General features: G+C 33.4%; 26 protein-coding genes. 18 read left to right on the top strand and 8 right to left on the bottom strand.

Translation table 11 applies throughout. The features are described 5' to 3' along the window. Positions 1–60 precede the first annotated feature (60 nt). Positions 61–2,004: a ribosomal protection-like ABC-F family protein gene (abc-f, locus tag MV589_RS02745; RefSeq protein ID WP_297431811.1), complete on the bottom strand. Its 1,944-nt coding sequence runs from the start codon at positions 2,002–2,004 to the stop codon at positions 61–63. A 116-nt stretch (positions 2,005–2,120) separates the two neighbouring features. Here abc-f and MV589_RS02750 point away from each other — a divergent pair, with 116 nt between their 5' ends. Next, the gene (locus MV589_RS02750) at positions 2,121–2,570 is read left to right on the top strand and encodes a hypothetical protein (protein ID WP_297431813.1); all 450 of its coding nucleotides are present in this window, start codon (positions 2,121–2,123) and stop codon (positions 2,568–2,570) included. Here the strand turns inward: MV589_RS02750 and MV589_RS02755 are convergent. Beyond that, entirely contained in the window at positions 2,506–2,865 is a 360-nt protein-coding gene (locus MV589_RS02755; protein ID WP_297431814.1) for a hypothetical protein, read from the bottom strand. The two genes, MV589_RS02750 and MV589_RS02755, sit on opposite strands and share 65 nt — an antisense overlap. 131 nt (positions 2,866–2,996) lie before the next feature. On the opposite strand from MV589_RS02755, the gene htpG reads away from it, so the two are divergent. Next, the gene (htpG, locus tag MV589_RS02760) at positions 2,997–4,889 is read left to right on the top strand and encodes a molecular chaperone HtpG (RefSeq protein WP_297431816.1); all 1,893 of its coding nucleotides are present in this window, start codon (positions 2,997–2,999) and stop codon (positions 4,887–4,889) included. Between the two features lie 159 nt (positions 4,890–5,048). Further along, positions 5,049–5,510 (top strand): hypothetical protein, encoded by a 462-nt coding sequence (locus MV589_RS02765; RefSeq protein ID WP_297431818.1) that lies wholly within the window; start codon positions 5,049–5,051, stop codon positions 5,508–5,510. Here MV589_RS02765 and MV589_RS02770 read toward each other — a convergent pair. Further along, the gene (locus MV589_RS02770) at positions 5,507–5,674 is read right to left on the bottom strand and encodes a hypothetical protein (RefSeq protein WP_297431820.1); all 168 of its coding nucleotides are present in this window, start codon (positions 5,672–5,674) and stop codon (positions 5,507–5,509) included. The two genes, MV589_RS02765 and MV589_RS02770, sit on opposite strands and share 4 nt — an antisense overlap. Before the next feature lies 1 nt (position 5,675). After that, the gene (locus MV589_RS02775) at positions 5,676–5,981 is read right to left on the bottom strand and encodes a hypothetical protein (protein WP_297431822.1); all 306 of its coding nucleotides are present in this window, start codon (positions 5,979–5,981) and stop codon (positions 5,676–5,678) included. Positions 5,982–6,137: 156 nt separating this feature from the next. Here MV589_RS02775 and MV589_RS02780 point away from each other — a divergent pair, with 156 nt between their 5' ends. From MV589_RS02780 to MV589_RS02790, 3 genes are read left to right on the top strand one after another with little or no spacing between them, the layout of a single operon-like run. Further along, a complete protein-coding gene (locus MV589_RS02780) occupies positions 6,138–6,371 on the top strand; it encodes an OadG family protein (RefSeq protein WP_297431823.1) in 234 nt (77 codons plus the stop codon). An 8-nt stretch (positions 6,372–6,379) separates the two neighbouring features. Then, positions 6,380–8,182, top strand: coding sequence for a biotin/lipoyl-containing protein (locus MV589_RS02785; RefSeq protein WP_297431826.1), 1,803 nt, complete (start codon positions 6,380–6,382; stop codon positions 8,180–8,182). Positions 8,183–8,185: 3 nt separating this feature from the next. Continuing rightward, complete coding sequence (locus MV589_RS02790) at positions 8,186–9,523, top strand: sodium ion-translocating decarboxylase subunit beta (RefSeq protein ID WP_297431827.1); 1,338 nt, start codon at positions 8,186–8,188, stop codon at positions 9,521–9,523. A 52-nt stretch (positions 9,524–9,575) separates the two neighbouring features. On the opposite strand, the gene MV589_RS02795 is transcribed toward MV589_RS02790, so the two are convergent. Beyond that, a complete protein-coding gene (locus MV589_RS02795; protein WP_297431829.1) occupies positions 9,576–10,532 on the bottom strand; it encodes a chemotaxis protein in 957 nt (318 codons plus the stop codon). Between the two features lie 120 nt (positions 10,533–10,652). Between MV589_RS02795 and MV589_RS02800 the strand changes: the two genes are divergently transcribed. From MV589_RS02800 to MV589_RS02825, 6 genes are all read left to right on the top strand, one after another. Next, positions 10,653–11,459, top strand: a complete 807-nt coding sequence (locus tag MV589_RS02800; RefSeq protein WP_297431856.1) for an efflux RND transporter periplasmic adaptor subunit — start codon at positions 10,653–10,655, stop codon at positions 11,457–11,459. Further along, a complete protein-coding gene (locus MV589_RS02805; protein ID WP_297431831.1) occupies positions 11,446–13,188 on the top strand; it encodes a molybdopterin-dependent oxidoreductase in 1,743 nt (580 codons plus the stop codon). Before MV589_RS02800 ends, MV589_RS02805 begins: the two co-directional genes overlap by 14 nt. Positions 13,189–13,326: 138 nt before the next feature. After that, positions 13,327–13,911: a DUF302 domain-containing protein gene (locus MV589_RS02810; protein WP_297431833.1), complete on the top strand. Its 585-nt coding sequence runs from the start codon at positions 13,327–13,329 to the stop codon at positions 13,909–13,911. A 145-nt stretch (positions 13,912–14,056) separates the two neighbouring features. Continuing rightward, positions 14,057–15,238 (top strand): aminotransferase class III-fold pyridoxal phosphate-dependent enzyme, encoded by a 1,182-nt coding sequence (locus MV589_RS02815; RefSeq protein ID WP_297431835.1) that lies wholly within the window; start codon positions 14,057–14,059, stop codon positions 15,236–15,238. Beyond that, entirely contained in the window at positions 15,195–16,424 is a 1,230-nt protein-coding gene (locus tag MV589_RS02820; RefSeq protein WP_297431839.1) for a TolC family protein, read from the top strand. Before MV589_RS02815 ends, MV589_RS02820 begins: the two co-directional genes overlap by 44 nt. 30 nt (positions 16,425–16,454) lie before the next feature. Continuing rightward, positions 16,455–17,447 (top strand): SAM-dependent methyltransferase, encoded by a 993-nt coding sequence (locus tag MV589_RS02825; RefSeq protein WP_297431858.1) that lies wholly within the window; start codon positions 16,455–16,457, stop codon positions 17,445–17,447. Here MV589_RS02825 and MV589_RS02830 read toward each other — a convergent pair. The 3 genes from MV589_RS02830 to gatC are packed head-to-tail and all read right to left on the bottom strand — an operon-like array spanning position 17,444 to position 19,175. Continuing rightward, complete coding sequence (locus tag MV589_RS02830; protein WP_297431840.1) at positions 17,444–18,541, bottom strand: type IV pilus twitching motility protein PilT; 1,098 nt, start codon at positions 18,539–18,541, stop codon at positions 17,444–17,446. The genes MV589_RS02825 and MV589_RS02830 overlap by 4 nt on opposite strands. After that, a complete protein-coding gene (locus MV589_RS02835; protein WP_297431842.1) occupies positions 18,538–18,879 on the bottom strand; it encodes an arsenate reductase family protein in 342 nt (113 codons plus the stop codon). The genes MV589_RS02830 and MV589_RS02835 overlap by 4 nt, the downstream gene beginning before the upstream one ends. Positions 18,880–18,884: 5 nt before the next feature. Continuing rightward, on the bottom strand, positions 18,885–19,175 hold the full coding sequence (gene gatC / locus MV589_RS02840; protein ID WP_297431844.1) for an Asp-tRNA(Asn)/Glu-tRNA(Gln) amidotransferase subunit GatC: 291 nt from the start codon (positions 19,173–19,175) through the stop codon (positions 18,885–18,887). A gap of 107 nt (positions 19,176–19,282) precedes the next feature. Here gatC and MV589_RS02845 point away from each other — a divergent pair, with 107 nt between their 5' ends. The 6 genes from MV589_RS02845 to MV589_RS02870 all read left to right on the top strand — a co-directional run. Continuing rightward, complete coding sequence (locus MV589_RS02845; RefSeq protein WP_297431846.1) at positions 19,283–19,879, top strand: hypothetical protein; 597 nt, start codon at positions 19,283–19,285, stop codon at positions 19,877–19,879. Positions 19,880–19,881: 2 nt separating this feature from the next. Continuing rightward, the gene (locus tag MV589_RS02850; protein WP_297431848.1) at positions 19,882–20,877 is read left to right on the top strand and encodes a hypothetical protein; all 996 of its coding nucleotides are present in this window, start codon (positions 19,882–19,884) and stop codon (positions 20,875–20,877) included. Next, the gene (locus MV589_RS02855) at positions 20,878–21,705 is read left to right on the top strand and encodes a tyrosine-type recombinase/integrase (protein ID WP_297431850.1); all 828 of its coding nucleotides are present in this window, start codon (positions 20,878–20,880) and stop codon (positions 21,703–21,705) included. Further along, a complete protein-coding gene (locus MV589_RS02860; RefSeq protein WP_297431851.1) occupies positions 21,702–22,175 on the top strand; it encodes an HD domain-containing protein in 474 nt (157 codons plus the stop codon). The genes MV589_RS02855 and MV589_RS02860 overlap by 4 nt, the downstream gene beginning before the upstream one ends. Continuing rightward, a complete protein-coding gene (locus tag MV589_RS02865; protein WP_297431853.1) occupies positions 22,172–22,675 on the top strand; it encodes a hypothetical protein in 504 nt (167 codons plus the stop codon). The genes MV589_RS02860 and MV589_RS02865 overlap by 4 nt, the downstream gene beginning before the upstream one ends. Before the next feature lie 4 nt (positions 22,676–22,679). Next, a partial coding sequence (locus tag MV589_RS02870; RefSeq protein WP_297431854.1) for a sulfite exporter TauE/SafE family protein occupies positions 22,680–23,037 on the top strand: 358 nt, incomplete at its 3' end.

Here is a 23,037-nt window from a genome sequence, read left to right on the forward strand (position 1 = left end):
TGCGTTTGAGTACTACCGAGTTGCGTTACTTCAGAGGCTCTTTTAGCTTTGTATGCTTTTTCATCCATTGTCTATCTCTTCCTCTTTCTCTTGGATTGTTAAAAGCTCTTCAACTTTTGCTTCATATTTCTCTTCAAGCATTGCAAGTTCGGCAGCAAGTGCTGAAATGCCTCTCTCTTCATAACACGAGGGGTCAGCAAGACAGATATTCATCTGTTGTATCTCCTCTTCGAGTGCATCTATTTCTTGTGGAAGTTTTTCAAGTGCTATTTTTTCTTTAAAAGTGAGTTTAAGCTTTTTCTCTTTTTCTCTTTTTTGCTCTTTGGGCTTTTCTTCTATTGCCTCTTTTTCCATATTGTCAAGCTCTTGCAACTCTTTTTCTAGTTCAAGATATTCAGAGTAGAGTTGGTGTGACTCTTCTATGGTTTTATCTGCTTTAAATATAAAGAGTTTTTTAGCAATTTTATCAACAAAATATCTATCGTGAGAGACAATAATAACTGCTCCTGCAAAGTTTGTAAGTTGCTCTTCTAAAATATTGATAGTAGGAATATCAAGATCGTTTGTAGGTTCATCAAGTATGAGTATATCTACATCTTGTGTAAAGAGTAGGGCTAAAGCTACACGGTTCTTCTCTCCACCACTTAGTACGCCAATCTTTTTATCTAAAAATTCTCGTGGAAAGAGAAAGTTTTTTAGGTATCCATAGACATGAAGGTCACTACCTCGTACATTAACACGGTCTCCTCCATGTGGACAAAAAGTCTCTATAAGGTTCTTATCATCATCAAGCATTTCACGATGTTGATCAAAATATCCTACTTTAAATTCACCGCGTTTAATGATGCCTTTGGTTGGGTCTAGTCTTCCTAAAAGTGCTTTTAGTAGAGTTGATTTTCCACTTCCATTTGGGCCAACAATAGCAATGACATCTTTTTGTAATATTCGTGTTGAAAAATCATGAAGTAACTCTTTACTTCCAAGTGTAAGAGCTAAATCTTCTACTTCAAAAAGCATCTTTTGTCTGTTTACGCTTTTATCTCTGTTAAAATGTTTCGCTTCTCTTTGGAGCTCTACGGACATTTTTCTTATTTTTGCAGGGTTAGTTTTTGCTGCATCACGCAGTTGCATAAGTCGCTCTTTTCTACCTTCGTTGCGTTTAAGTCTTGCTCGAACACCACGGGCAAACCACTCATTTTCTCTTTTGAGAACTCCTAAGAGATTATCATGTTGTTTTTGCAGCGTTCTTAAATACTCCTCTTTTTGTGTAAGATAACTGGAATATCCTCCACTATATTCACGAAGTTTACAATCATCAACTTCAATGCTTTTAGTAGCAATTCTGTCTATAAAGTATCTATCGTGAGAGATAAAAACAAGAGTGAATTTCTCTTTTAAAAGAAGTTCTTCAAGAAACTCAACCATATAAACATCAAGGTGATTGGTTGGTTCATCAAGAAGTAAAATATCTGGTTTTTGTAAAAGTAAAGAGGCAAGAGCGACACGGCGTTGCTCCCCTCCACTTAGAAGTGCAATGGGTTTCTCTTCATACTTTTTCAGATCAAAATGTTGAATAATGCGTTCTATCTTATCATCAAGATTCCAAGCTTTATGGTGTTCTATGTATCGAGAGAGTTGTTCATGCTCATCGAGTAAAATTTTATTTTCAAAATCTTCTGATAAAAGTAAAGAGAGTTCATTATAGCGCTCTTTAGCTGCGTTTAGCTCTTTGAGTCCCGCTTCGACGGCTTGACGAACGGTGTGCCCATCTTCAAATTCTGGACGTTGGTCAAGCATCTTAACTTCTAAATCATTTTTTGTGATGCGTCTGCCGCCATCTAAATCCAGTGTGCCATTGACGATTTTCATAAGGGTTGATTTACCGCTACCATTTTTACCAATAATAACAATACGTTCACCCTCGTCTACATGAAAATCAACTTCAGTAAGAATTTTTTGTGCCGAATAGTGTTTTGAAACTTTTTGTAAATCAATTAATGCCATTTGGAATAATACCCATTGTGAGGTTAGGATAAACTTTTTTATAAATATTGTCCTGTATCAACTATCTATTATTGAAGTTACTATAATATATGCAGGATTTATTAAAAGGAAGATTTTTGGGTATTTTTATACATATACATTTAATTGCTGCAATTGCATGGATTGGTGGTTCCGTTTTTATGTTTGTTTTGGGAGTTTCACTTAGAGATAAAGAGAAACAGAAGCAGGTTTATCCTCATATTGGACCTATCTTTGGTTATTTTGAAGTTGTTTCTATTGTGATCTTATTAATAACTGGAACTGTGATGATAACAAATGACGGACTCTTATCACAACTTTTTACTAGTGATCATTCCCTAGTTATAGATACTTTACGAAAAAAATTATGGATTGTGCTTGTGATTGTAATTGCAACAGTAATTCATTTTATTATTGCGTTTAAGACAAATAATGTAGAGAGAACAAAATTACAAAATATTATCTCTCGTGGTTCTTCACTACTTATTTTCTTTCTAAACCTTTTTGTATTGCATTATGCGATTGTGATTCGTTCGATAATGGGCTAGGGCAGAGTTCTTTTGCACTAAACCAGTTGGCAATTCCTTCATCTGTATAGTGGTACTCCCTCTGATGGGGAGGAATGACACTATTTCTCATCTTTGCGCGTGCTATTCCAACAATTAAGAATGTAATGAGTAGTGTTGCTCCTGCTATAAAATAATCATATAAATACCAAGCTATAAACGCAGTGACAAAGCTTGAATACTGCAGTAAAAGTTTTATGCTAAACGCAATTACTTTGCATTTTTTTGAGTGAAGTATCGGGGTTGGTTCTATTAAATCTATGTAATCATTTTCCATAAAAGAATTATAGCAAAATATAAAACTAAATAAACTTTAGTGAATAAGACTAAAGTTTATTGATAAAACTTGCAACTATTAACTTTTTTTGCTAAAATACACTTAAATTTTAAAAAAGAAGGAATTAAATTATGGCTAAACATCAATTTCAAACAGAAGCAAATCAAATTTTACAACTTATGATACACTCTCTATATTCAAATAAGGAGATTTTTCTTCGTGAATTAGTCTCTAATGCATCAGATGCTATGGATAAGCTTAATATGCTTGTTTTAACTGATGAAAAATATAAAAATGTTTCATTTAACCCTCGTATTGACATTAAAATAGATAAAGAGAAGAAAACGCTAACACTTAGTGATACTGGCATTGGTATGAATGAAGAAGATTTAATGAATAATCTTGGAACTATTGCAAAGTCTGGAACGAAAGCATTTTTAGAAAATCTTACAGGTGACCAAAAAGAGGATTCTAATCTTATTGGTCAATTTGGTGTTGGTTTCTACTCTGCATTTATGGTTGCAAAAAAAGTAGAAGTTATTACTAAAAAAGCTGGTGAAGAGAAAGCTTACAAATGGATAAGTGATGGTACAGGTGAATTTGAGATTGAAGATGCTTCAAAAGATTCTCATGGTACTGAAATTATTATGTACCTAAATGATGGTGAAGAGGAATTTTTAGAGACTTATCGAGTTGAAAGCATTATTAAAAAATACTCTAATCATATTGCATTTCCAATTTTTATGGATAAAGAAAAAACAATTCCAGCAAAAACAGATGATGATGGAAAAGAGATAGAGCCTGCTAAAACTGAGATAGAAAATGTACAGATTAATGCTGCAAGTGCATTGTGGACACTTTCAAAAAGTGAACTAAAAGATGAAGATTATAAATCATTTTATGAGACAATCGCACACTCATCAGAAGAGCCTCTTGCTTGGACACATCATAAAGCTGAAGGTGCTATTGAATATACAACGCTATTTTATATTCCAAGTAAAGCACCTATGGACATCTATAGAGTTGATTATAAACCAGGTATTAAACTATACATCAATCGTGTATTTATTACAGATGATGAAAAAGAGCTTATGCCGACATACTTACGTTTCTTGCGTGGTGTAATAGATTCAGCAGATTTACCACTGAATGTTTCTCGTGAAATTTTACAATCAAATCCTGTTATGAGCAAAATTAGAAATGCATCTGTTAAAAAAGTGCTCTCTGAACTCTCTAAAATGATGAAAAAAGATGCAGATAAGTACAATACTTTCTACAAAGAGTTTGGAAATGTGCTTAAAGAGGGTCTTTATAGTGATTTTGGAAATAGAGAGAAAATTTTAGAACTTCTTAAATTTAACTCTCTTAATAGTGAAGAGATGATTACTATTGAAGATTATGTAAAAAATGTAGATGAAGAGAAGAAAGAGATTTATTATTTGGCGGCAAAAACATCTCTTGACTTGTTAAAACATTCACCTATTTTAGAAAAATTTAAAGCTCGTGGTATTGATGTTCTTTTATTAAATGAAGAGGTAGATACTATAATCTTCCCAATGGTGACTGAATATAAAGAGTATAAACTTATTCCTGCTGCAGATGCAAAATTTGAAGAGAGTGAAGATGATAAGAAGAAAAAAGAAGAGTTAGCAAAATCGTACGAAGATTTTACAAAAAAACTTAAAGAAATTCTTGGTGATAGTGTAAAAGAAGTTGATGTAACGACTGAACTTACAGACTCTCCTGTTGCTATTAAAATTGATAAAGAAGATCCAGCTTATATGATGGCTCAAATGATGAAACAGATGGGTCAGGCAACAGATGCCCCAGAGCCTGCACCGATTTTGGAGATTAATCCTAAGCATGAACTTGTAGAAAAACTTAAAGAGAGTGCTGATGTTAATTTAATAGAAGATGCAGCACATGTTCTTTTAGATCAAGCAAAATTGTATGATGGTCAAGAACTTGATGATACAGCAGATTTTGTTGTGCGTTTAAATAGAATTATTGCTAAAGCATTATAGAATTTCTGAATGAGTGTATAAGAAAAGCACACTCATTCAATTATCTTCAAATAAAACCCTAAATAAATTGTTTATAACAGAAAAATATGTTATTTTATATCTATGATTAAGAAATTTGAACTTTTAAATAAATTAGTAGAGAAAGAGGATGTACAGTCAATGCAAGAAGAAGCTTCGCGTATTTATACGGCTCTCATTACAAATGAATTAGCTGATTTGAATTTGTCAGAATATACTTATTCGCCCGCAGAAGCTGTTGAAGAGTTAGGATTGGATGAAGCATTAATAAATGAATTAGTAGCAGATTATGTTTCTCAGATTATTAAATCTTTAGTGCAGTTTGAAGTGAAATTAAATAATTTACAAAAATCTAAAAATAATAATGAACTTGACTTAGATTATACTCCTTTTAGAGAACTTGCCCACAAAAACTTAGGTGTAGCAAGAAATTTACGCATTAAAAATGCAGAAATACTGCTTTATGAAATGATGAAGAAAGAAGATTTAGATTATTTAATGTTATGTCTTGAAGCATTAGAATCTTCTACAATTAAACTTAATACAGAAGTGGCTTACAATACTCTTAAGTTAATTGATATGAAAGATTCACTAAAAAATTAATTTTTCAGTGAATCTGAAATTTGTTCTAATTTTCCTTTGTGATGATTAATTATTTTTACCTCTTTTTTATCAACAGGAAGAATGAATGCCAATAGAATGAAAATAAGTGAAAATACAAGTGCAAGTAGAGCACTTAAAATTATTTTTAATCTAAAATCTGTCATATTAACGATTTTCTTGCTTATCATTTGTTATATAGATCCAAAACTCTTTGTGTGTATAGCCTTTATTTAGAAAATATATTTGTAAAATTGTTACTCTGTAAAGCGTGATTAACATCTTAGCATAAGGAATAAAAAGGCTTAGACTTACAAGTATAGACTGCTGTTTATCACCTTTAGATTCCATCATCTCTTGCATACCAATATTTTTGCTCAAATAAACACCAAAGAGTATTGAAAACGCAAAGTTTAAAATTAATCCAAAAATCATATAAGCCATAAAATCCTGTTCATACATACCAGCTATCATAATTTAAATCCTATATTATTTATATAATATAATAATATCAAAATATTACTAAAAAGTAACATACATTTTTCCTTACTAATAGAAAAGGAAGAGTAAAAACTTTATTTAAACATCTTTATACTATACTAAGAGACAAATTATATAAAAGGTAATTGTATGGAAACTAACCTCATAATAGAGGGAGTAAAATTTATGTTTTTAGGAATGGGAACTGTATTCGTATTCTTAGTAGTGATGATAGCATGTATGAACATAATGTCTTCAATAATAAACAGATATTTCCCTGAACCGCAATCGAGTGCAGATGCTACAACAGCAAGTGCACAAGTCAATAATAAAAAAATAGTCGCGGCGATAACTGCAGCAATTACACATCATAGAGAAGGTTAAGGATTATAATGGCTAAAAAATTTATAGATGTAATGGATACAACATTCAGAGATGGTTTTCAATCTGTGTTTGGTGGTCGTGTGCTGATGGATGACTTTTTTCCAGCAGTAGAGGCAGCCAAAATGGCAGGAATAAATCACTTTGAATTTGGTGGTGGAGCAAGATTTCAATCACTCTACTTTTATTTACGAGAAGATGCATTTGAAATGATGGATAGGTTTCGTAAAATTGTAGGACCTGATGCAAATCTTCAAACACTTGCTCGTGGTGTAAATACTGTTATGCTCGATACTGGTTCAAAAGAGCTTATTGACTTACATGCTAAAATGTTTAAAAAACACGGAACAAATACAATCCGTAACTTTGATGCGTTAAATGATGTTGAAAACCTAAAATATTCAGCTGAGCGTATTACACATCATGGTCTTAAACATGAAGCCGCTATTACAATGATGGATTTACCTCCAGGATGCCATGGCGCACATACAGTCGAATTTTATGAAAAAACACTACGCGATATTTTAGATAGTGGACTTCCATTTGATAGTATCTGTTTTAAAGATGCTTCTGGTACTTCAAACCCTCAAAAAGTTTTTGAAACTATTAAAATGGCAAGAAAACTTCTTGGGGAAGATACTCATATTCGTCTACATACACATGAAACTGCTGGTGTATCTGTAGCTGCTTATATGGCAGCATTAGAAGCTGGTGTTGATGGAATTGATATGGCTGCAAACCCTGTAAGTGGTGGAACAGCACAACCAGATATTTTGACAATGCTTCATGCAACTAAGGGAATGAACTATGATCTTGGTGGATTAGAACTTGGAAAAATTTTAACATATGAGAAAGAACTTCAATCTTGTTTAGCAGATTATTTTGTTCCACCAGAAGCAACAAAAGTATCTCCGATTATGCCATTCTCACCAATGCCAGGTGGCGCGTTAACTGCAAATACGCAAATGATGCGTGATAATGGTATTTTAGATAAATTTCCAGAGGTTATTGCAGCAATGCAAGAGGTAGTTGAAAAAGGTGGTTATGGTACATCAGTAACTCCTGTTTCACAATTTTATTTCCAACAAGCATTAAATAATGTAATGCAAGGTCCGTGGGAAGCAATAGCCCCTGGATATGGTCGTATGGTTCTTGGCTATTTTGGTAAGACACCGGTTGCTCCAGATCCAGAGATTGTAAAAATAGCTTCAGAAAAGTTAAATCTTTTACCAACAACTGAGAAAGCACTGGATTTGGCAGATGCTGATCCTGCAAAATCTTTAGAGAGTTGGATTAATAAACTTAAAGAAGAAAATATAGAAATCACTGAAGAAAATATTTTTATTGCTGCGGCATGTCACGATAAAGGTATCGCTTTTCTTAAAGGTGAAGGTGAATTAAACGTACGTAAAATATCTCAAATGGAAGAAGATTGCAAAGGCAAAGGAGAAAGAAAAGAAATGAGTGGAAATTATACAGTTGTAGTAGATGGTCAAAAGTTTAGTGTTCAGGTTGCTGAAGGTAGTGGTGATGTTCAAGTAGTAGCAGTTGAAGGTGAGGCAGCAGTTGCCGCACCAACTCCAAATGCACCTATTAGTGATGGTGTTGAAATTAAAGCGCTTCTTCCAGGTAGTGTTTGGAAAATAGTTGCTAATCCTGGTCAAAGTCTAAATGAGGGTGATGTAATTATGATTCTCGAATCTATGAAAATGGAAATAGATGTTGTTGCACCAACTGGTGGTGTACTAAAAAGTATAAATGTAGCTACAAATGACAAAGTTGTAGAAGGTCAAGTCGTAGCAGTTATAGGATAATTAATGAAAAGTATTTTAATTAAATTTTTCGCAGCAATGATGCTTTTTGCATTTGCATTTAGTGCAAGTGCAGTGGCTTCAGAACATGCGACAGAATCAATAAAAGCTTCAACGCATCAGGAAGAGACATATAAGTCTCAACCTATGGGTGATATGGTTATAAGCTTTTTAAAGTCAACTGGTATTGTTGCGTTAGTACATCCTCGTGCAGATGAGATGAGTGCAACAGGTAAGCCTATGAGTGATTTTAGTAAAGGTCTTGGTCGTATTATTATGATACTTGTAACTTTTCTTCTCTTTTGGCTTGCCATAGCAAAAGGTTTTGAACCACTACTTCTTTTACCGATTGCATTTGGTGGATTGTTGGCAAATATTCCAATTGCAGGCATTGGAGGACCTCATGGCTTTTTAGGGGTTATTTACCAAGCAGGTCTCTCAAATGAACTTTTCCCTATTATCATTTTTATGGGTGTTGGTGCTATGACAGACTTTGGTCCACTTCTCTCAAACCCTAAAACAGCGCTTTTGGGTGGTGCCGCACAATTTGGTATATTTGGAACGCTTGTTGGAGCCATGGTTTTAGCACAAATGGGACTTGTTGACTTTACACTTAAGCAAGCAAGTGCTATCTCTATTATTGGTGGTGCTGATGGTCCAACATCTATCTTTATTGCTACAAAACTTGCACCTGAACTTTTAGGAGCAATTGCTGTTGCATCATATTCGTATATGGCAATGGTTCCTATTATTCAACCTCCAATTATGAGAGCCTTAACAACTGATGCAGAGAGAAGAATTAAAATGACTACACTTCGTCATGTTTCTCGTTTAGAAAAGTTGATTTTTCCTCTTTTAGTTTTAGGTCTTGCAATTTTAGTTTTACCAGAATCTACACCGTTAATTGGTGCTTTTATGTTTGGTAACTTCTTGAAAGAATCAGGTGTTGTTGAGCGTTTAAATGATACGCTTCAAAATTCACTTATTAATATTACGACTATTTTCTTAGGTCTTGGTGTTGGTTCAAAGCTTGCAGCAGATCAATTTTTAGTACCTGAGACTATGTTTATTATGGTTCTTGGTATTATTGCGTTTGGTGTAGGTACTGCAGCAGGTGTATTGATGGCAAAAATTATGAATCTCTTTCCCGGTCATAAAATTAATCCACTTATTGGTTCAGCTGGAGTTTCTGCAGTCCCAATGGCAGCGCGTGTATCAAATAAAGTAGGTATGGAATATGACCGTACAAATATGCTTTTAATGCATGCTATGGGTCCAAATGTTGCAGGTGTTATTGGTTCAGCAGTTGCGGCTGGTGTACTTATTTCAATGTTTCAACATTGAGTGATAGAGACAATGTAATACATACATTGTCTCTTCATTTATTTCTTTAGTTTTATTGTGTGTTTTTCTTTTTCATTGCAGATACAATTAGTGGAATGACATTATGGCTTTTTGTTTTGTCTATAAAGTCATCTGCTCCAAGTCCTTGTGCTTCTCTTTTATTATTATCTCCAGTCATAGAACTATTTACAATGATAGGAATATCTTGCGTAGTTTTATTTGCTCTTAATTTTTGAATAACAGTAAATCCTGACATTTCTGGCATCTCAATATCGGTGATAATGGCAGGAATCTGTGATTTTTGTTCATCAGATAAAGCAAAAATATAATCAATAAGTTTTTTACCATTGGAAAAAAGTTGCATCTTTAGGTGTGCTTTTTCAAATATTTGTGTAAGGTGTCTCTGTGCTGTTCTTGAATCTTCAGCAATAAGAATAGTACCATGTTTGAGTTTTTCAGGGAGTTCTAAAGTTTGTAGTAACTCTAAATCTTTATCTACATTTACAAGTGCTTGAGGTAGGACATCTGCAAGGAGTTTTTCATAATCAAGAATAAGACATAAACTGCCATCTTCTAGTCGTGTGTCATTTATGACAACACCATCATCTTTGAGTCTGTAGCTATCTGGTGCATGCATCTCATTCCAGTTCTTTTTGATTACTCTGTATGCTGACATAATTCTAAGACCGATAATAACACCATTAAAATCACATACTAAAATATTTGATTTTTTAATCTCTTCCTTTGTTAATGTTATACCAAGCCAAGCAGGTAAATTAAGAATTGGAATTTGCATATCTCTTAAAATAATTGTGCCCTCAAGCAGGGGATGAGATGAGGGAAGTTGTGTGAGATAATGATTTCTTGATTCCACAACTTCTCGTGTTTTAAAAACATTTACAGCATAGTAAGCAGAACTGTCACTTTGACTAACTCTGAAAACTAAAAGCTGTAGCTCATTATTTTTTGCTAAATTTGTTGCAGCATCAACATTGTCAAGTACAGACATTAATTACCTTTATATTAAATATCTCTTAATAGTACCAGAAATAAAATGAAATATGCTTGAATATTAGCAAGTAAATGTTAGAATAGTATGATATTGTATGAGGAGTCTTTTTTGCTAAAAATGTTAAGTTTACTATTTCTTTTGAGTACAGTTAGTTTTGCAAAAGTTTATTATGCTAGGGTAACACCTTATGAAGTACGTACTATTGCATCTACTGTATCGGGTCAAGTCCTTTACACAGATGAAAATATGTTGGGAAAAAAACTTTCAAATAAAGCTTTTATTAAAATTGATGATGCTCTTAATCGTGATGAACTAGAATCTGTAAGAAAAAAAATGAGCTATTTAAAGAGTACCCTTGCAACAAATGAAAAAATTCTAAAAAATTTAAAAGAAGCATTGGTGAGGAAAAAAGAGAATTTTAAAAAAATTATGGCTTTAAGTATAAAATCAAAAGTTGAAAAAGATAAAGAGTTTTATGATTTGGTAGCGAGTGAAAACAGTTACCTTTCGACTTTAAAAGAGATGAACTCTTTAAAAACAAATATAAGTGATTTAGCATTTAGAGAAAAACAACTTATGAAGAGTATTCAAGATAAAAGTATTGTAGCAAATGGTTTTGTTCTTTATGAATTAAAAGTGAAAGCGCAAAGTGTTGTTAATATTGGCACACCATTAGCAATCGTTGCCGATGTCAGTAAAGCTGTAGCTGTGATTTATCTTGATGAAAATGACCTTATTAATCTAAATAATAGAGTTTTGTATATAAATGGTAAAAAGAGTAACTATAAACTTTCAAGAATATCTAAAATTGCTGATGGTAAAAATATTTCAAGATATAGTGCTCAGATTGTTATGAAAGCACCAAAGATATTTTCAAATCTTATTAAAATAGAATTAAAAGAAGAGCATAATGAAATCAAGTAGTATTACAGCCTGTCCACTTGATTGTTATGATGCTTGTGGAATTATTTACGATGATGCAAAGATAAAACCGATGAAAGAGGGGTACACGAATGGATTTTTATGTCCCCATTTGAACCATTATTTAGACACTAAAAGAGTAGAATCACCAAGATATAAGGGTGAAAATATCTCTATGCAAGAGGCATTAGATAAATTAAAAGAGATTTTATCTTCATCTTTAAAAAGTGACATACTTCACTATAGAGGTAGTGGAAATTTTGCTTTAATGCAAGAGGTAACTGACCATTTTTTTGCAAATTTTGGAGCAGTGTTAACAGATGGTAGTCTTTGTGATGGAGCAGGGGAAGCTGGTATTATTAATGGACGCGGTAGCAATAAAAATATGCCATTGAGTGAAATTGCTAAGTCTGATGTTGTAATTTTTTGGGGACGAAATCCTCATGTGACATCTTCACATATTTTACCGCTTATAAAAGATAAAAAAGTGATTGTTATTGATCCTGTTGCAACAAAAATTGCAAGAAGTGCAGATATATTTGTGCAAATAAAACCTCACACAGATATTTTTTTAGCACTACTTTTGACGCGTTTTGTCTATATTAATGATAGTTTAGATGAACTCTTTATAGAAAAATATGCAAGTGAATTTGAAGACTACTATGAACTTACACAAGGTGTAAGAATTAAGGCTACTTTAGAAAATATTGGTGTCTCTCTGGGTCAAATTGGTGATATGCTAGAGTTATGTATCAATAGAAAAGTAGCAATAGTGTGTGGTGTAGGTGTTCAAAAATATAGAGATGGAGCTGATGTTTTACGTGCTATTGATGCATTTGGGGTATCTTTAGGACTTTTTGCAAAAGAGGGGAGTGGTGTTGCCTATCTTGGAAATTCAAAAGAAAATATAGAGTCTGCGTTTACTACAAAGGCAAAACGAGTCTCTAAAGTAAATACAAAATTTGATGAGTTTGCAACTGTTTTTATTCAAGGTGCAAATCCATTAGCACAGATGCCTGATAGTTCTCGTGTACAAAATGCAATACAAAAGACAGAAAATGTAATTTATTTTGGATTATATGAAAATGAGACAAGTGAAATTGCTGATTTGGTTATTCCTGCTAAGAATTTTTTAGAAAAAAATGATGTAAGAAGTTCCTATTCTCATAATGGGCTTTTAGTAATGAATAAACAGATAGAGAGTGAAATAGGCATTAGTGAATATGATTTGGCAGCTTATCTTTGTGCTGAATTTGATATTGCATTAAAATCAGAGAGTGAATATTTGCAACATTATAAAAATTTTGGTGTTAGACATATTGACGGTAGTGTGCAGGTTGAAGGTAGAAATGTAGAGCCCTATAAAAATGGTTTTGATACAGATGATGGAGAATTTGTTTTTCTTGAAGAGTTTGAAACGCAGCAAAATAGCAGTGATGATGAGTTTTATCTTATTACCCCAAAGAGTTCATCATCTCTTAATTCACAATTTAAACGCAGCCAAGAGGTGCTAATTCATCCTTCTCTTGGCTATGATGATGGAGAAATGCTCTGTATTAGTTCTGATAATGGAGAGGTGTCATTACGTGTCAAAAATAGTGATGCATTAAGAAAAGATACTATAGTAATTTATAGTGGCACAAAGGGTATAAATAATCTTACATCTTCAAAACACTCTTATGAAGGAAAAAATGCTGTATATCAAGAAAATAGGGTAAAAATCAAAAAATAAATTTATGATTTTCATAAGATTATCTTATGATTTTATTTTAAATTTACTTTTATATTGAAGTGTTATAATTACCTCCTCTTTACTTAGGTAAAGCTCAAATTATGCCAGTGAAGATATTCGTGGTGACAAAGGAAATATATGAAAAAGTTAGTTTTAGGATTAAGCGCGTTAGCGATTATGATGTTTATGTCGGGGTGTTCTACAATGCACATGGGTTGGACTGCAGTGACAGGTCAACATAAGCTAGATGATGGTGCTATGAAAGCATATGATGATATGTTTACTAAAGTAGTGAAAGATGGTGATCCAGCTAAAGCTATGATGGTAGAATTTAAAGTTGCTGATGATGTAAGTGGTGATGATGTAAAAGAGTCTATTACTGCACTTACTGAAGAGTACAATATGAGACTTACAAACTATGTTAAAATGTTCACAAAAGAAGATGCAAAACCAAATGAAGTAAAAGAGGCTAGAATTTACTCTCTTTGTTCTCTTCCAATCGCGAAGAAATTTTTAAATCACTCACGCTATTTTGGTGGTTTTATGCCATGTAGAATTATGTATGTACAATATGGAAATGGTGATGCTTACCTAATTACTATGGATTTAACACTGGCTATTCATGGGGGTTATCCACTTTCACCAGAAATGTTAAAACTAGCAACTACAGTTGAAAAATCAATGAATGAAATTACTCAACGTGCTGCAAATGGTGACTTTTAAGAACCATCTTTAATCTCTTCTTTGCTATCCCCATTGATGGGGGGTGGCTTTTCTTCAAATATCCTCTTTTTTTTAACAACTCCATTTATAAATATAAGCTTTTTGTGTGATATAATTTAAGTAATTAAATAGTAGTGAGAAAATTATGAATATAAAAGATTTAGATAAAAAATATGTACTTCCTACATATGCAAGAGCAGATGTAGAGTTTGTCAGTGGATCAAACGCAACACTTACAGATGATGCTGGTAAAAAATATATTGATTTTACTTCGGGTATAGGGGTCGTCTCGGTTGGTCATGGAAACAAAAGAGTGGCTGATGCTCTTTGTAATCAGGTTTCTAAACTTACACATACTTCAAATCTTTACTATATTGCACCACAAGCGCAAGCTGCACAAAAAGTTGTAGAAGCTAGTGGATATGATATGCAGTGCTTTTTTGCAAATAGTGGAGCTGAAGCCAATGAAGGTGCTATTAAAATAGCAAGAAAACATGGCGAACGCGATGGAAAGATTAAAAGATATAAAATTATTACACTTAATCACTCTTTTCACGGACGTACAATTACAACTGTAAAAGCAACAGGACAAGAGTCTATGCATAACTATTTTGGACCTTTTCCTGATGGTTTTGTATATGCAGATGGTATTGATGAAATAGCATCTCTTTTAGATGACCATACTGCAGGCGTTATGATAGAACTGATTCAAGGTGAAGGTGGTGTTGAACCTCAAGACAGAGAAAAAGTACAAAAATTGGCAAAACTTTTAAAAGCTAAAGAGATTCCTCTTATTATAGATGAGGTACAAACGGGTGCTTATAGAGTTGGAGAGTTTACTGCATCTCAGGCTTATGGCATTGAGCCTGAAATTATTACACTTGCTAAAGGTGTAGGTGGTGGTGTTCCTGTTGGTATTGTTATGACTACACTTAAAGAAGTGCTAAACGCAGGTGATCATGGTTCTACATTTGGAGGAAACTTTTTGAGTGCACGGGCAGTTTGTGAAGTTGTTGACATTTTAAATGAGCTAAAAGAGAGTGGAGAGTTAGCTGCAACTTCGGCTGCATTTAGTGAGGCATTAGAAAATTTTTATGTTGCACATAAGGACATTTTCAGTTCAAGAGTTGGTTTTGGAATGATGTGTGGATTGCGTACTAAAGATGCACAAACCCTTTCAAACATCATAAACTTTGCACGAGAAAATGGTGTTATGGTTTTAAAAGCAGGGCGAAATACGTTGCGTTTTTTACCACCACTTACAATTACAAAAGAGGAAATAGATGAAGGGTTTAAATCTCTTACTCTTGCTATGTCTAGGCTCTAGTTCCACTCTTCTTGCAAATGAGAATAACGCAAGTTTAGATAGCTTTATATCGGATTATAAAAACCAGCAGTTTGAGTATGATTATAAGAAGAGTGAAGCAGAGAGCTCTAAACTACGAGATTCATGGATAGCGCCTCTTCGGCTTAATTATAATTACTCAAAAAGTAACCCATACACGACTGAGCAGTTAAATGAGAGCGCAGGTATTCGAATGGATCAGCCTATTTTTCAAAGTGGTGGGATTTACTATGGTATTAAGTTTGCAGATGCTAGCAAACTCTACAATGATGTCTCAATTGATGTAGCTAAACGTAAGATGATAAAAGATGCAATATCTCTATTGATGCAAATTAGACAGACCTCTTTACGGATTCAAAAACAAAAATTACAGATTAAAAACTCTGATATAAATCTTTTACAAAAAAAGGAACAATATCTGAATGGACAGCTTGATTCTGGGTTTTTAGATAATGCAATTATTCAAAAAAATATTGTCGTGCAAGCACTTTATGACATCGAAACAAATAGAGAAAAACTTATAAATAAATTCTCTGCTTTAAGTGATTTAAACTATAAAAAAGTCTCTATATTGCATCTAAAAATGATTTCCAAAAATGAGTTTTTACAATATAATACCTATATAAAACAGAGTGAATATAGGCTAGAAAAGAGTCTTTATGCAAAAGATGTACGTGTTGCAAAATATTTGCCAAAAGTGAATTTGACTGCAGGTTATAACTGGCAAAAGACATCAAATCAACAATTTTCTCCAACATTTCCAGCTTTTTCTCAAGAGAGAAATTATTATGATTATGGATTTAAGCTCTCCATTCCGATTGACATCAACACTTTTCGTGATATAGAATCTGCAAAAGTGGATTATCTAAAATCACAAGTTATTAAAAAAGATAGAGTAAGAGAGTTGAGTGCATTATACGATCAGGTGATGAACAACATCAAAAACTTTAATAAAAAAATAGCATTGAGTCGTCAAAATAGAGAATTGTATAAAAAACTGCTTGATGATACAGAAAAACTTTACGCAAGCGGATACAAAACAAAGTATGATGTCCAAACTTTGACAAACTCTTTGGCAATACAAAAGATAGATACAAAAATATATAAGATGGATAAACAGCTAGAGTTGTTAAATCTATATGAAATGTATATAAAGGCTGGTAAATAGGTGGGTAGAGTAGTAAAATTTAGCGAATATATGACAGAGTGGCTTTATGGTAAAGATGGCTACTATGCAACATACAAAAATATAGGAAAAAGTGGTGATTTTTATACCGCGGTAAGTACGAGTAAATTTTTTGGTGGAACAATTGCAAAACATATTATCTCTTTAGTGGATGATGGTTTTTTGGCGCCAAACGCAGTAATATGTGAAATAGGTGCACATCATGGCTATTTCTTAGCAGATGTGTGTGAGTTTCTTTATACTCTGCGTCCTGAAGTGCTTGAGAGTTTTGAATTTGTCATTGTTGAGCGTTTTGATGATTTGCAAATGCAACAGCGTAACTATTTTCAAGAGAGTTTTGGTGATGTTGTAAAACTGACACATTATAAATCTTTAAGTGAGTTGCAATGTGAAAATGCTTTTTTTATTGCCAATGAAATTTTTGATGCATTTCCTTGTGAATTGTATTTTAAAGGAAAAAGTGCAAGTGTTCAAAATCACAATGTAGAATTTGATTTAGATGATGAGTGGGTGGCACAAAAAGCGGCTAAATATTATAAAGAGAGGGGTGAAATAGCACTTGGGTATGAGGAGTTTGCAAAAGAGATGGCTGCTTCATGTGACAAGTTTGAGTTTATGAGTTTTGATTATGGAGAGATGGCTGCTCGTCCTGATTTTTCGTTGCGAATTTATACAAAACACAAAGTTATACCGTTTTTTCTTCCCGAAGGGGAAGAGGATTATGTGCCAAGAGAGGAACTCTTTCAAAAATCTGATATTACTTATGATGTAACATTTGCTCATGTAAAAGATGCCTATGAAGAGGCTGGTGTTGCGTTTGTGGATTTTAAAGCACAGATGACTGCACTTGTAGATATGGGGATTTTAGAACTTTTAGAAATGTTGCAAAAAAATGCTGAAGAAAAAATTTATAAGCAAGAACTTAAAAAAGCTAAAATGCTTATTATGCCAAACTTTTTAGGAGAGCGTTTTAAAATGATACGCTTTAGAAAAGAGGACTCTTAAAGAGCCTCTAGCATTTTCATTAACTCTTCTGGACGGTTAGAGTTTTTAATGGCGTTTTCTCTTGAAATTATCTTTTTCTGTAGAAGAGATACCAGCTGTTGAGCTTGTGTCGTCATATTTGTTTCTTGTTGGTTTAACTGCATTTGAGAGTAAATCTGGTGTACTTTATCTTCTCTAATTTGATTTTGAACAGCAGGGTTTGTTATAAGTATCTCTTGCGTTGCGACTTTACCGCTACCAATTCTAGGAATAAGTGTTTGAGAAATTACTGCAACAAGTGAAGATGCAAGCTGGGCGCGTACTTGCGCTTGCGCTTCTCCTGTAAATACATCAATAATACGGTTGATAGTTCCTGGTGCAGAGTTGGTATGAAGCGTTCCAAATACCAAGTGACCAGTCTCTGCAGCGGTTAGTGCAGCACCTATGGTCTCAGCATCACGCATCTCCCCAATGAGAATAACATCTGGATCTTGGCGCAGTGCATATTTTAGTGCTGCTGCAAACGAATCTGTATTGCTTCCTACATCGCGTTGTGAAAAGAGAGATTTAATATTTTTATGTACAAACTCAACAGGGTCTTCAATGGTAATAATATGACGGCGTTCAGTGAGGTTGATCTCGTGAAGCATAGATGCAAGTGTTGTTGATTTACCACTTCCTGTTGGTCCTGTTACAAGAATAAGCCCCTTCTCTTTCTTAATAAGTTCTTTAAAAATAGGAGGGTTACCATACTCCTCAAGTGTAGGAACTTCAAGGGGAATCATACGAAAGGCACAGCCAATTCCATAGATAGTACGGTAGTAGTTTGCACGGAAACGACCAACATCTTTTAACTCAAAAGAGAAGTCTAGCTCATTATGCTCTTCAAATATTTTTTTCTGCTTGTCTTCAATAAGTGAATATGCCATCTCTTCAATATCTTTTGCATTAAGCACAGGTAAATTAAGCGCACGCAACTCTTTATCTATTCGTATCTGTGGTTCACTACCAACAACAAGATGCAGGTCTGATGACTTAAACGCAAGTACACTTTTTAGCAACTTTTTTATATCTAATCGTTGATTTGAACTTCTTTGTTCCTCTTCATTACTCATGAAAAACTCCTCTTATAAATTTCTTCATTGAAACCAACTAAGAGTTCATTTTTGAACTCAATGACAGGACGTTTTATAAGAAGATTTTCTTTACAAAGCCACTCTTTTTGTCCTGTTTCATCTAAGTTTAGCTCTTTTAGTTTTAGATTTCTATATGTTGTACTTCTGGCGTTAAAAAGAGTTTTAGTATCTACTTTCTTACTCCATTCATCTATTTTTGTACATGGTAATTGTTCCGTTTTAAAGTCAAAAAGTTCGTATTCAATGTTGTTTTTTTTTAAAAACTTAAGTGCTTTTTTGACACTGTCACAGTTTTTAATGCCATATACTTTTATCACTGCGTTTACTCTATGATCTTTGGAACGATGAAAAAATTGTCAGCACTTTGTGGGGCATGTGTTAATATATCTTCACCAACAGTAGGTTGGGAATGAACAGTGTCCTCTCTAAGAGGCGTCTCTTTGTCACTCATTGCAAAAACACTCTCAACACCATCAGTATTTAGCTCACTTAAATTGTCAACAAAACTTACAATTTCTGAGAGTTGTTCTACAATTTCTTCTCGTTTGTCATCGCTGATTTTTAAGAATGATAATTTTTCTAGTTTTGTTAAAAGTGCGTCATCTATTTGCATTTAAAATCCTATACAATTTTGTTTTTTCGATTTTATCATAATTTGATAAAACTTTAACTTACTTATGGGTAAGATTATAGACTTTTAAAATATATAAGGAATGATTTTTGAGCTTAAAAGAGAATATTGGAATGGTAAAAGAAGGACTTACAGCAGAAGAACAGTTCTTTGAAAAAGCAGTTGTAACTGAGAAGTTTGTTAAAAAGTATAAGAATGTGATGATAGGTTCTGTTGTTGTTATTGTTTTAGTTGTTGCTGGAAATATTATATATAATATGAATAGAGCAAGTACACTTAACGCAGTCAACAAAACACTTGTCACTTTAGAATTAAATCCAAGCTCCAAAGTAGCGCAAGATAAGCTTGCTTCTTTAAGCCCCACTTTGAATGATGTTTGGCTCTACTCTCAAGCTGTTGCACATCAGGATTTGAAAACTCTGAATTCTTTGCAAAACTCTAAGGCTCCTCTTATTGGAGGATTGGCGACTTATGAAGCTGCACAAAATTCACAGGATAAAGCGAAACTTGAAGCGTATGCACAAACGCAAGGTGCTATTTATAGAGATTTGGCACAAGTTCAATTAGCAATTATTTTAATGAATGAAAATAAAATTACAGATGCCCATGAGCACCTTAGTATGATTGGTATAGAGTCTCCTTTGGCTCCTGTTGCTAAAGCTTTAATGCATTATGGAGTGAAATAAAATTGTATAAGTATTTAATTTTTTTAGTACCTCTTTTAGTGCTATTTTTTAGTGCTTGTAGCACAAAAGAGGTCTATAAACCAAAAAAAGTGTCAGGTGAATGGAGACATTATGCACCGATGGACTCTGAAATAATTGATAGATCTTCAAATATTGCATTGCTTGAAAATCAAAAAGTGCTTACAAAAAATGGTGAGTTAAATGTTACTATTGGAAAGAATCAGCGCGTTATTTCTTTAAGTGATGGTTGGGTGCTGAGTAGCAGCATTGATGGAAATCTCACTCTCACTTCTCAAAACAATAATAGCATTAGAAAAGATTTTCAATTGAAAAACACCATTGCAAGTGCAAGTGTTAATGGTGATATGTTGGCAGTTTTATTTGCTGATGATGAGATAGCACTTTATGATATACCATCAAAGTCACTACTTTTTAAAGAACAGAGCGGAGCATCAGTTGCATCAGATATGCGCATAGTGAATCCTTACTTTATGAAAGGTTTGGTTATTTTTGCAACACTTGATGGAAAAATTATTATTGTTAGTACAAAGATGAAAAAAGAGCTTAGAACAGTTATTGTCTCCTCTGCGGACTATTTCAACAATATTATTGATTTGAATCTATTTGATAATAAAATTGTAGCAAGTACCGATACAAAAATGCTCTCTTTAACAAAAAAAGAGTTAAGACAGAAGTATGAGATACGAAATATTGCTTATGGTAAAAAAGAGATTTTTATTACAACAAAACAGGGTGAAGTGATTGCTTTGACACCTGATTTACAAGTTATTTCAAAAGTGAAGTTTCCTTTTGCTCACTTTTTAGGTCTAATTAATAAAGGAGACAAGCTTTATGCCTTAGAAAAAGAGGGATATCTTATTGTAATAAATAAGGAAACTTTTGATTATAAAGTGAAAAAAGTAGATATTGATGAAGGTTTTGTATTTACAGGTAAAGATCTCTTTTACGTAGATGATAAAGAGATTGTAATTAAATAGATGTCAAACGAGTTAGAGGCTTTTTTAGAGTATATTACTATTATTAAAGCTTTGAGTAAAAAGAGTGTTGAGGCTTATAAAAATGATCTGCTTCTTATTGAAGAATCGGCACATAAGCCTCTTATCTCACTTAAAACAGAAAATATTTTAAAAATTCTCTCATCTTATGAAAATAAACGCACTCTCAATAGAAAACTCTCTTCAGTAAATGCTTTTTTTGATTTTTGTTACAAAGAGCAGTTTAGTGATGAAAAAAATAGACTTAAATTTGCAAAAATTGCTAAAACATTGCCAAAGTTTATGGACTATGATGCAATTATGAACTCACTTTCCTTGATAGATAGAAGTAACTGGATAGGTAAACGTGACTATGCACTTATTCTATTTTTATATGCAAGTGGAGCAAGAATAAGTGAGTGTTTGGAGCTAAGTTATAGTGATATAGAAGAGGAGTGGCTGCATATTCGCCATGCTAAGGGAGAAAAAGAGCGTATTGTCCCTTTAGCAAAGATTGCAAAAGTAGCTATTGACGCTTATTTAGACGATAGCGGTTTTAACAAAGCTTATGTTTGGTGTAATTATAGAGGTGGCAAACTCAGCCGAATATCAGCTTATAAAATAACACAAAAATATCTGGGTGTCTCTCCTCATGTTTTACGCCACTCTTATGCTACTGCTCTTATTCGTGGTGGTGCTGACTTAAGAGTAGTACAAGAACTTTTAGGGCACTCTTCACTGTTAACAACACAAATTTACACCCATATTCAACGACAAGATCTAAAAGATACTGTTGCGGCTTGTCATCCAATGGCAAAAGAGGATTTATGAATCATACAAATAATAAGATATTTTCAAAACCATTTTTGGATTCACTCTTTTTTACACAAAACAAGTGGCATCAGCATGGAGTGCTTGTACATACGTTGCGTGTTACTTATGAGGCATTAAGGGCGGGAGATTGGAAGTTTTTTGCAGCAGGGATTCTTCATGACATTGGAAAGCCCTTCACTGCGTTTAAGAAAGATGCAGAGGATTATGAGTATGATGAGTGGAGTTTTACCGACCATGAAGAGAAAAGTTACCAGATAATAAAAAATTGGACTTTTATTAGTGATTATACAAAGCAGATTGTTAGGTATCATTATCTTATTCGTGATATAAAGAAGTCTAAAACAGAAGATTATGAGCGTTATTTAGAAAAAAAAGCTATTTGGGATTCACTTGATGCATCTATGCATAGAGATTTAGAACGCTTTTTAGTTTATGATGATAGAGGAAAAGGAAAAAAAAGACGATGAAGAAGTTTATGCCTTTTATAGTTGTAGGGATTTTAGTTGTTATTATAGTAGGAGTTTTTCTCTCCCTTGCCAAGGTACAACATATGGTTGTTATTCAAGAGGGGAACACGCAAAAGCTACCTATAAAAATGAAACTGCATAAGTACCAAGATAGTGACTGCGGTATGGTAATAGATGAACTTACTTATGCTTCACAGGTAATTGCACCTGATGGTAGAACATGGTTTTTTCATGATCATGGAGATTTTGTTCATTGGTTGCGTGATAAGCCTTTTGAAAAAAGTGCTGTCATTTGGGTAATGAGCCGAGATACTCACAAATGGATAGATGGACGAAAAGCATTCTATACACTTAATGAACTAACACCTATGGGTTATGGTTTTGGAGCATATGAACACAAAAAAGCAGGTATGGTTGATTTTGCAACTATGCGCTTAAGAATGCTGCGTGGTGAAACAATGAAAAATCCAAGAATACGTAAACAATTATTAGGAAGATAAAGTAGTGGATAGTATAAATCTATTAACCATCATAAGTATTGCTTTTTTAGGGTCATTTGGACACTGTATTGGTATGTGCGGTGGTATTGTTTTAGCCTATTCAACTATTAAAATTGAGCCTGCAAGTTCTAAAGTTTCTAAAACTATAGCGCATCTTTTGTACAATTTTGGACGTGTGCTTACCTACACTATTTTAGGGGCAATGTTTGGTGCTTTAGGTGGTGTGGTAATATTCAGCAACACTGCAAACGCAGTGCTTTTAATTGTAGCTGGTGTTGCTATGATACTTGCAGGTCTCTCTTTAATGGGAAAAATAAAATTTTTAACAATTATAGAACATTCTATATCTTCTTCAAATTTTT

It is taken from the genome of Sulfurimonas sp. (assembly GCF_026991475.1).
Lineage (GTDB): Bacteria > Campylobacterota > Campylobacteria > Campylobacterales > Sulfurimonadaceae > Sulfurimonas.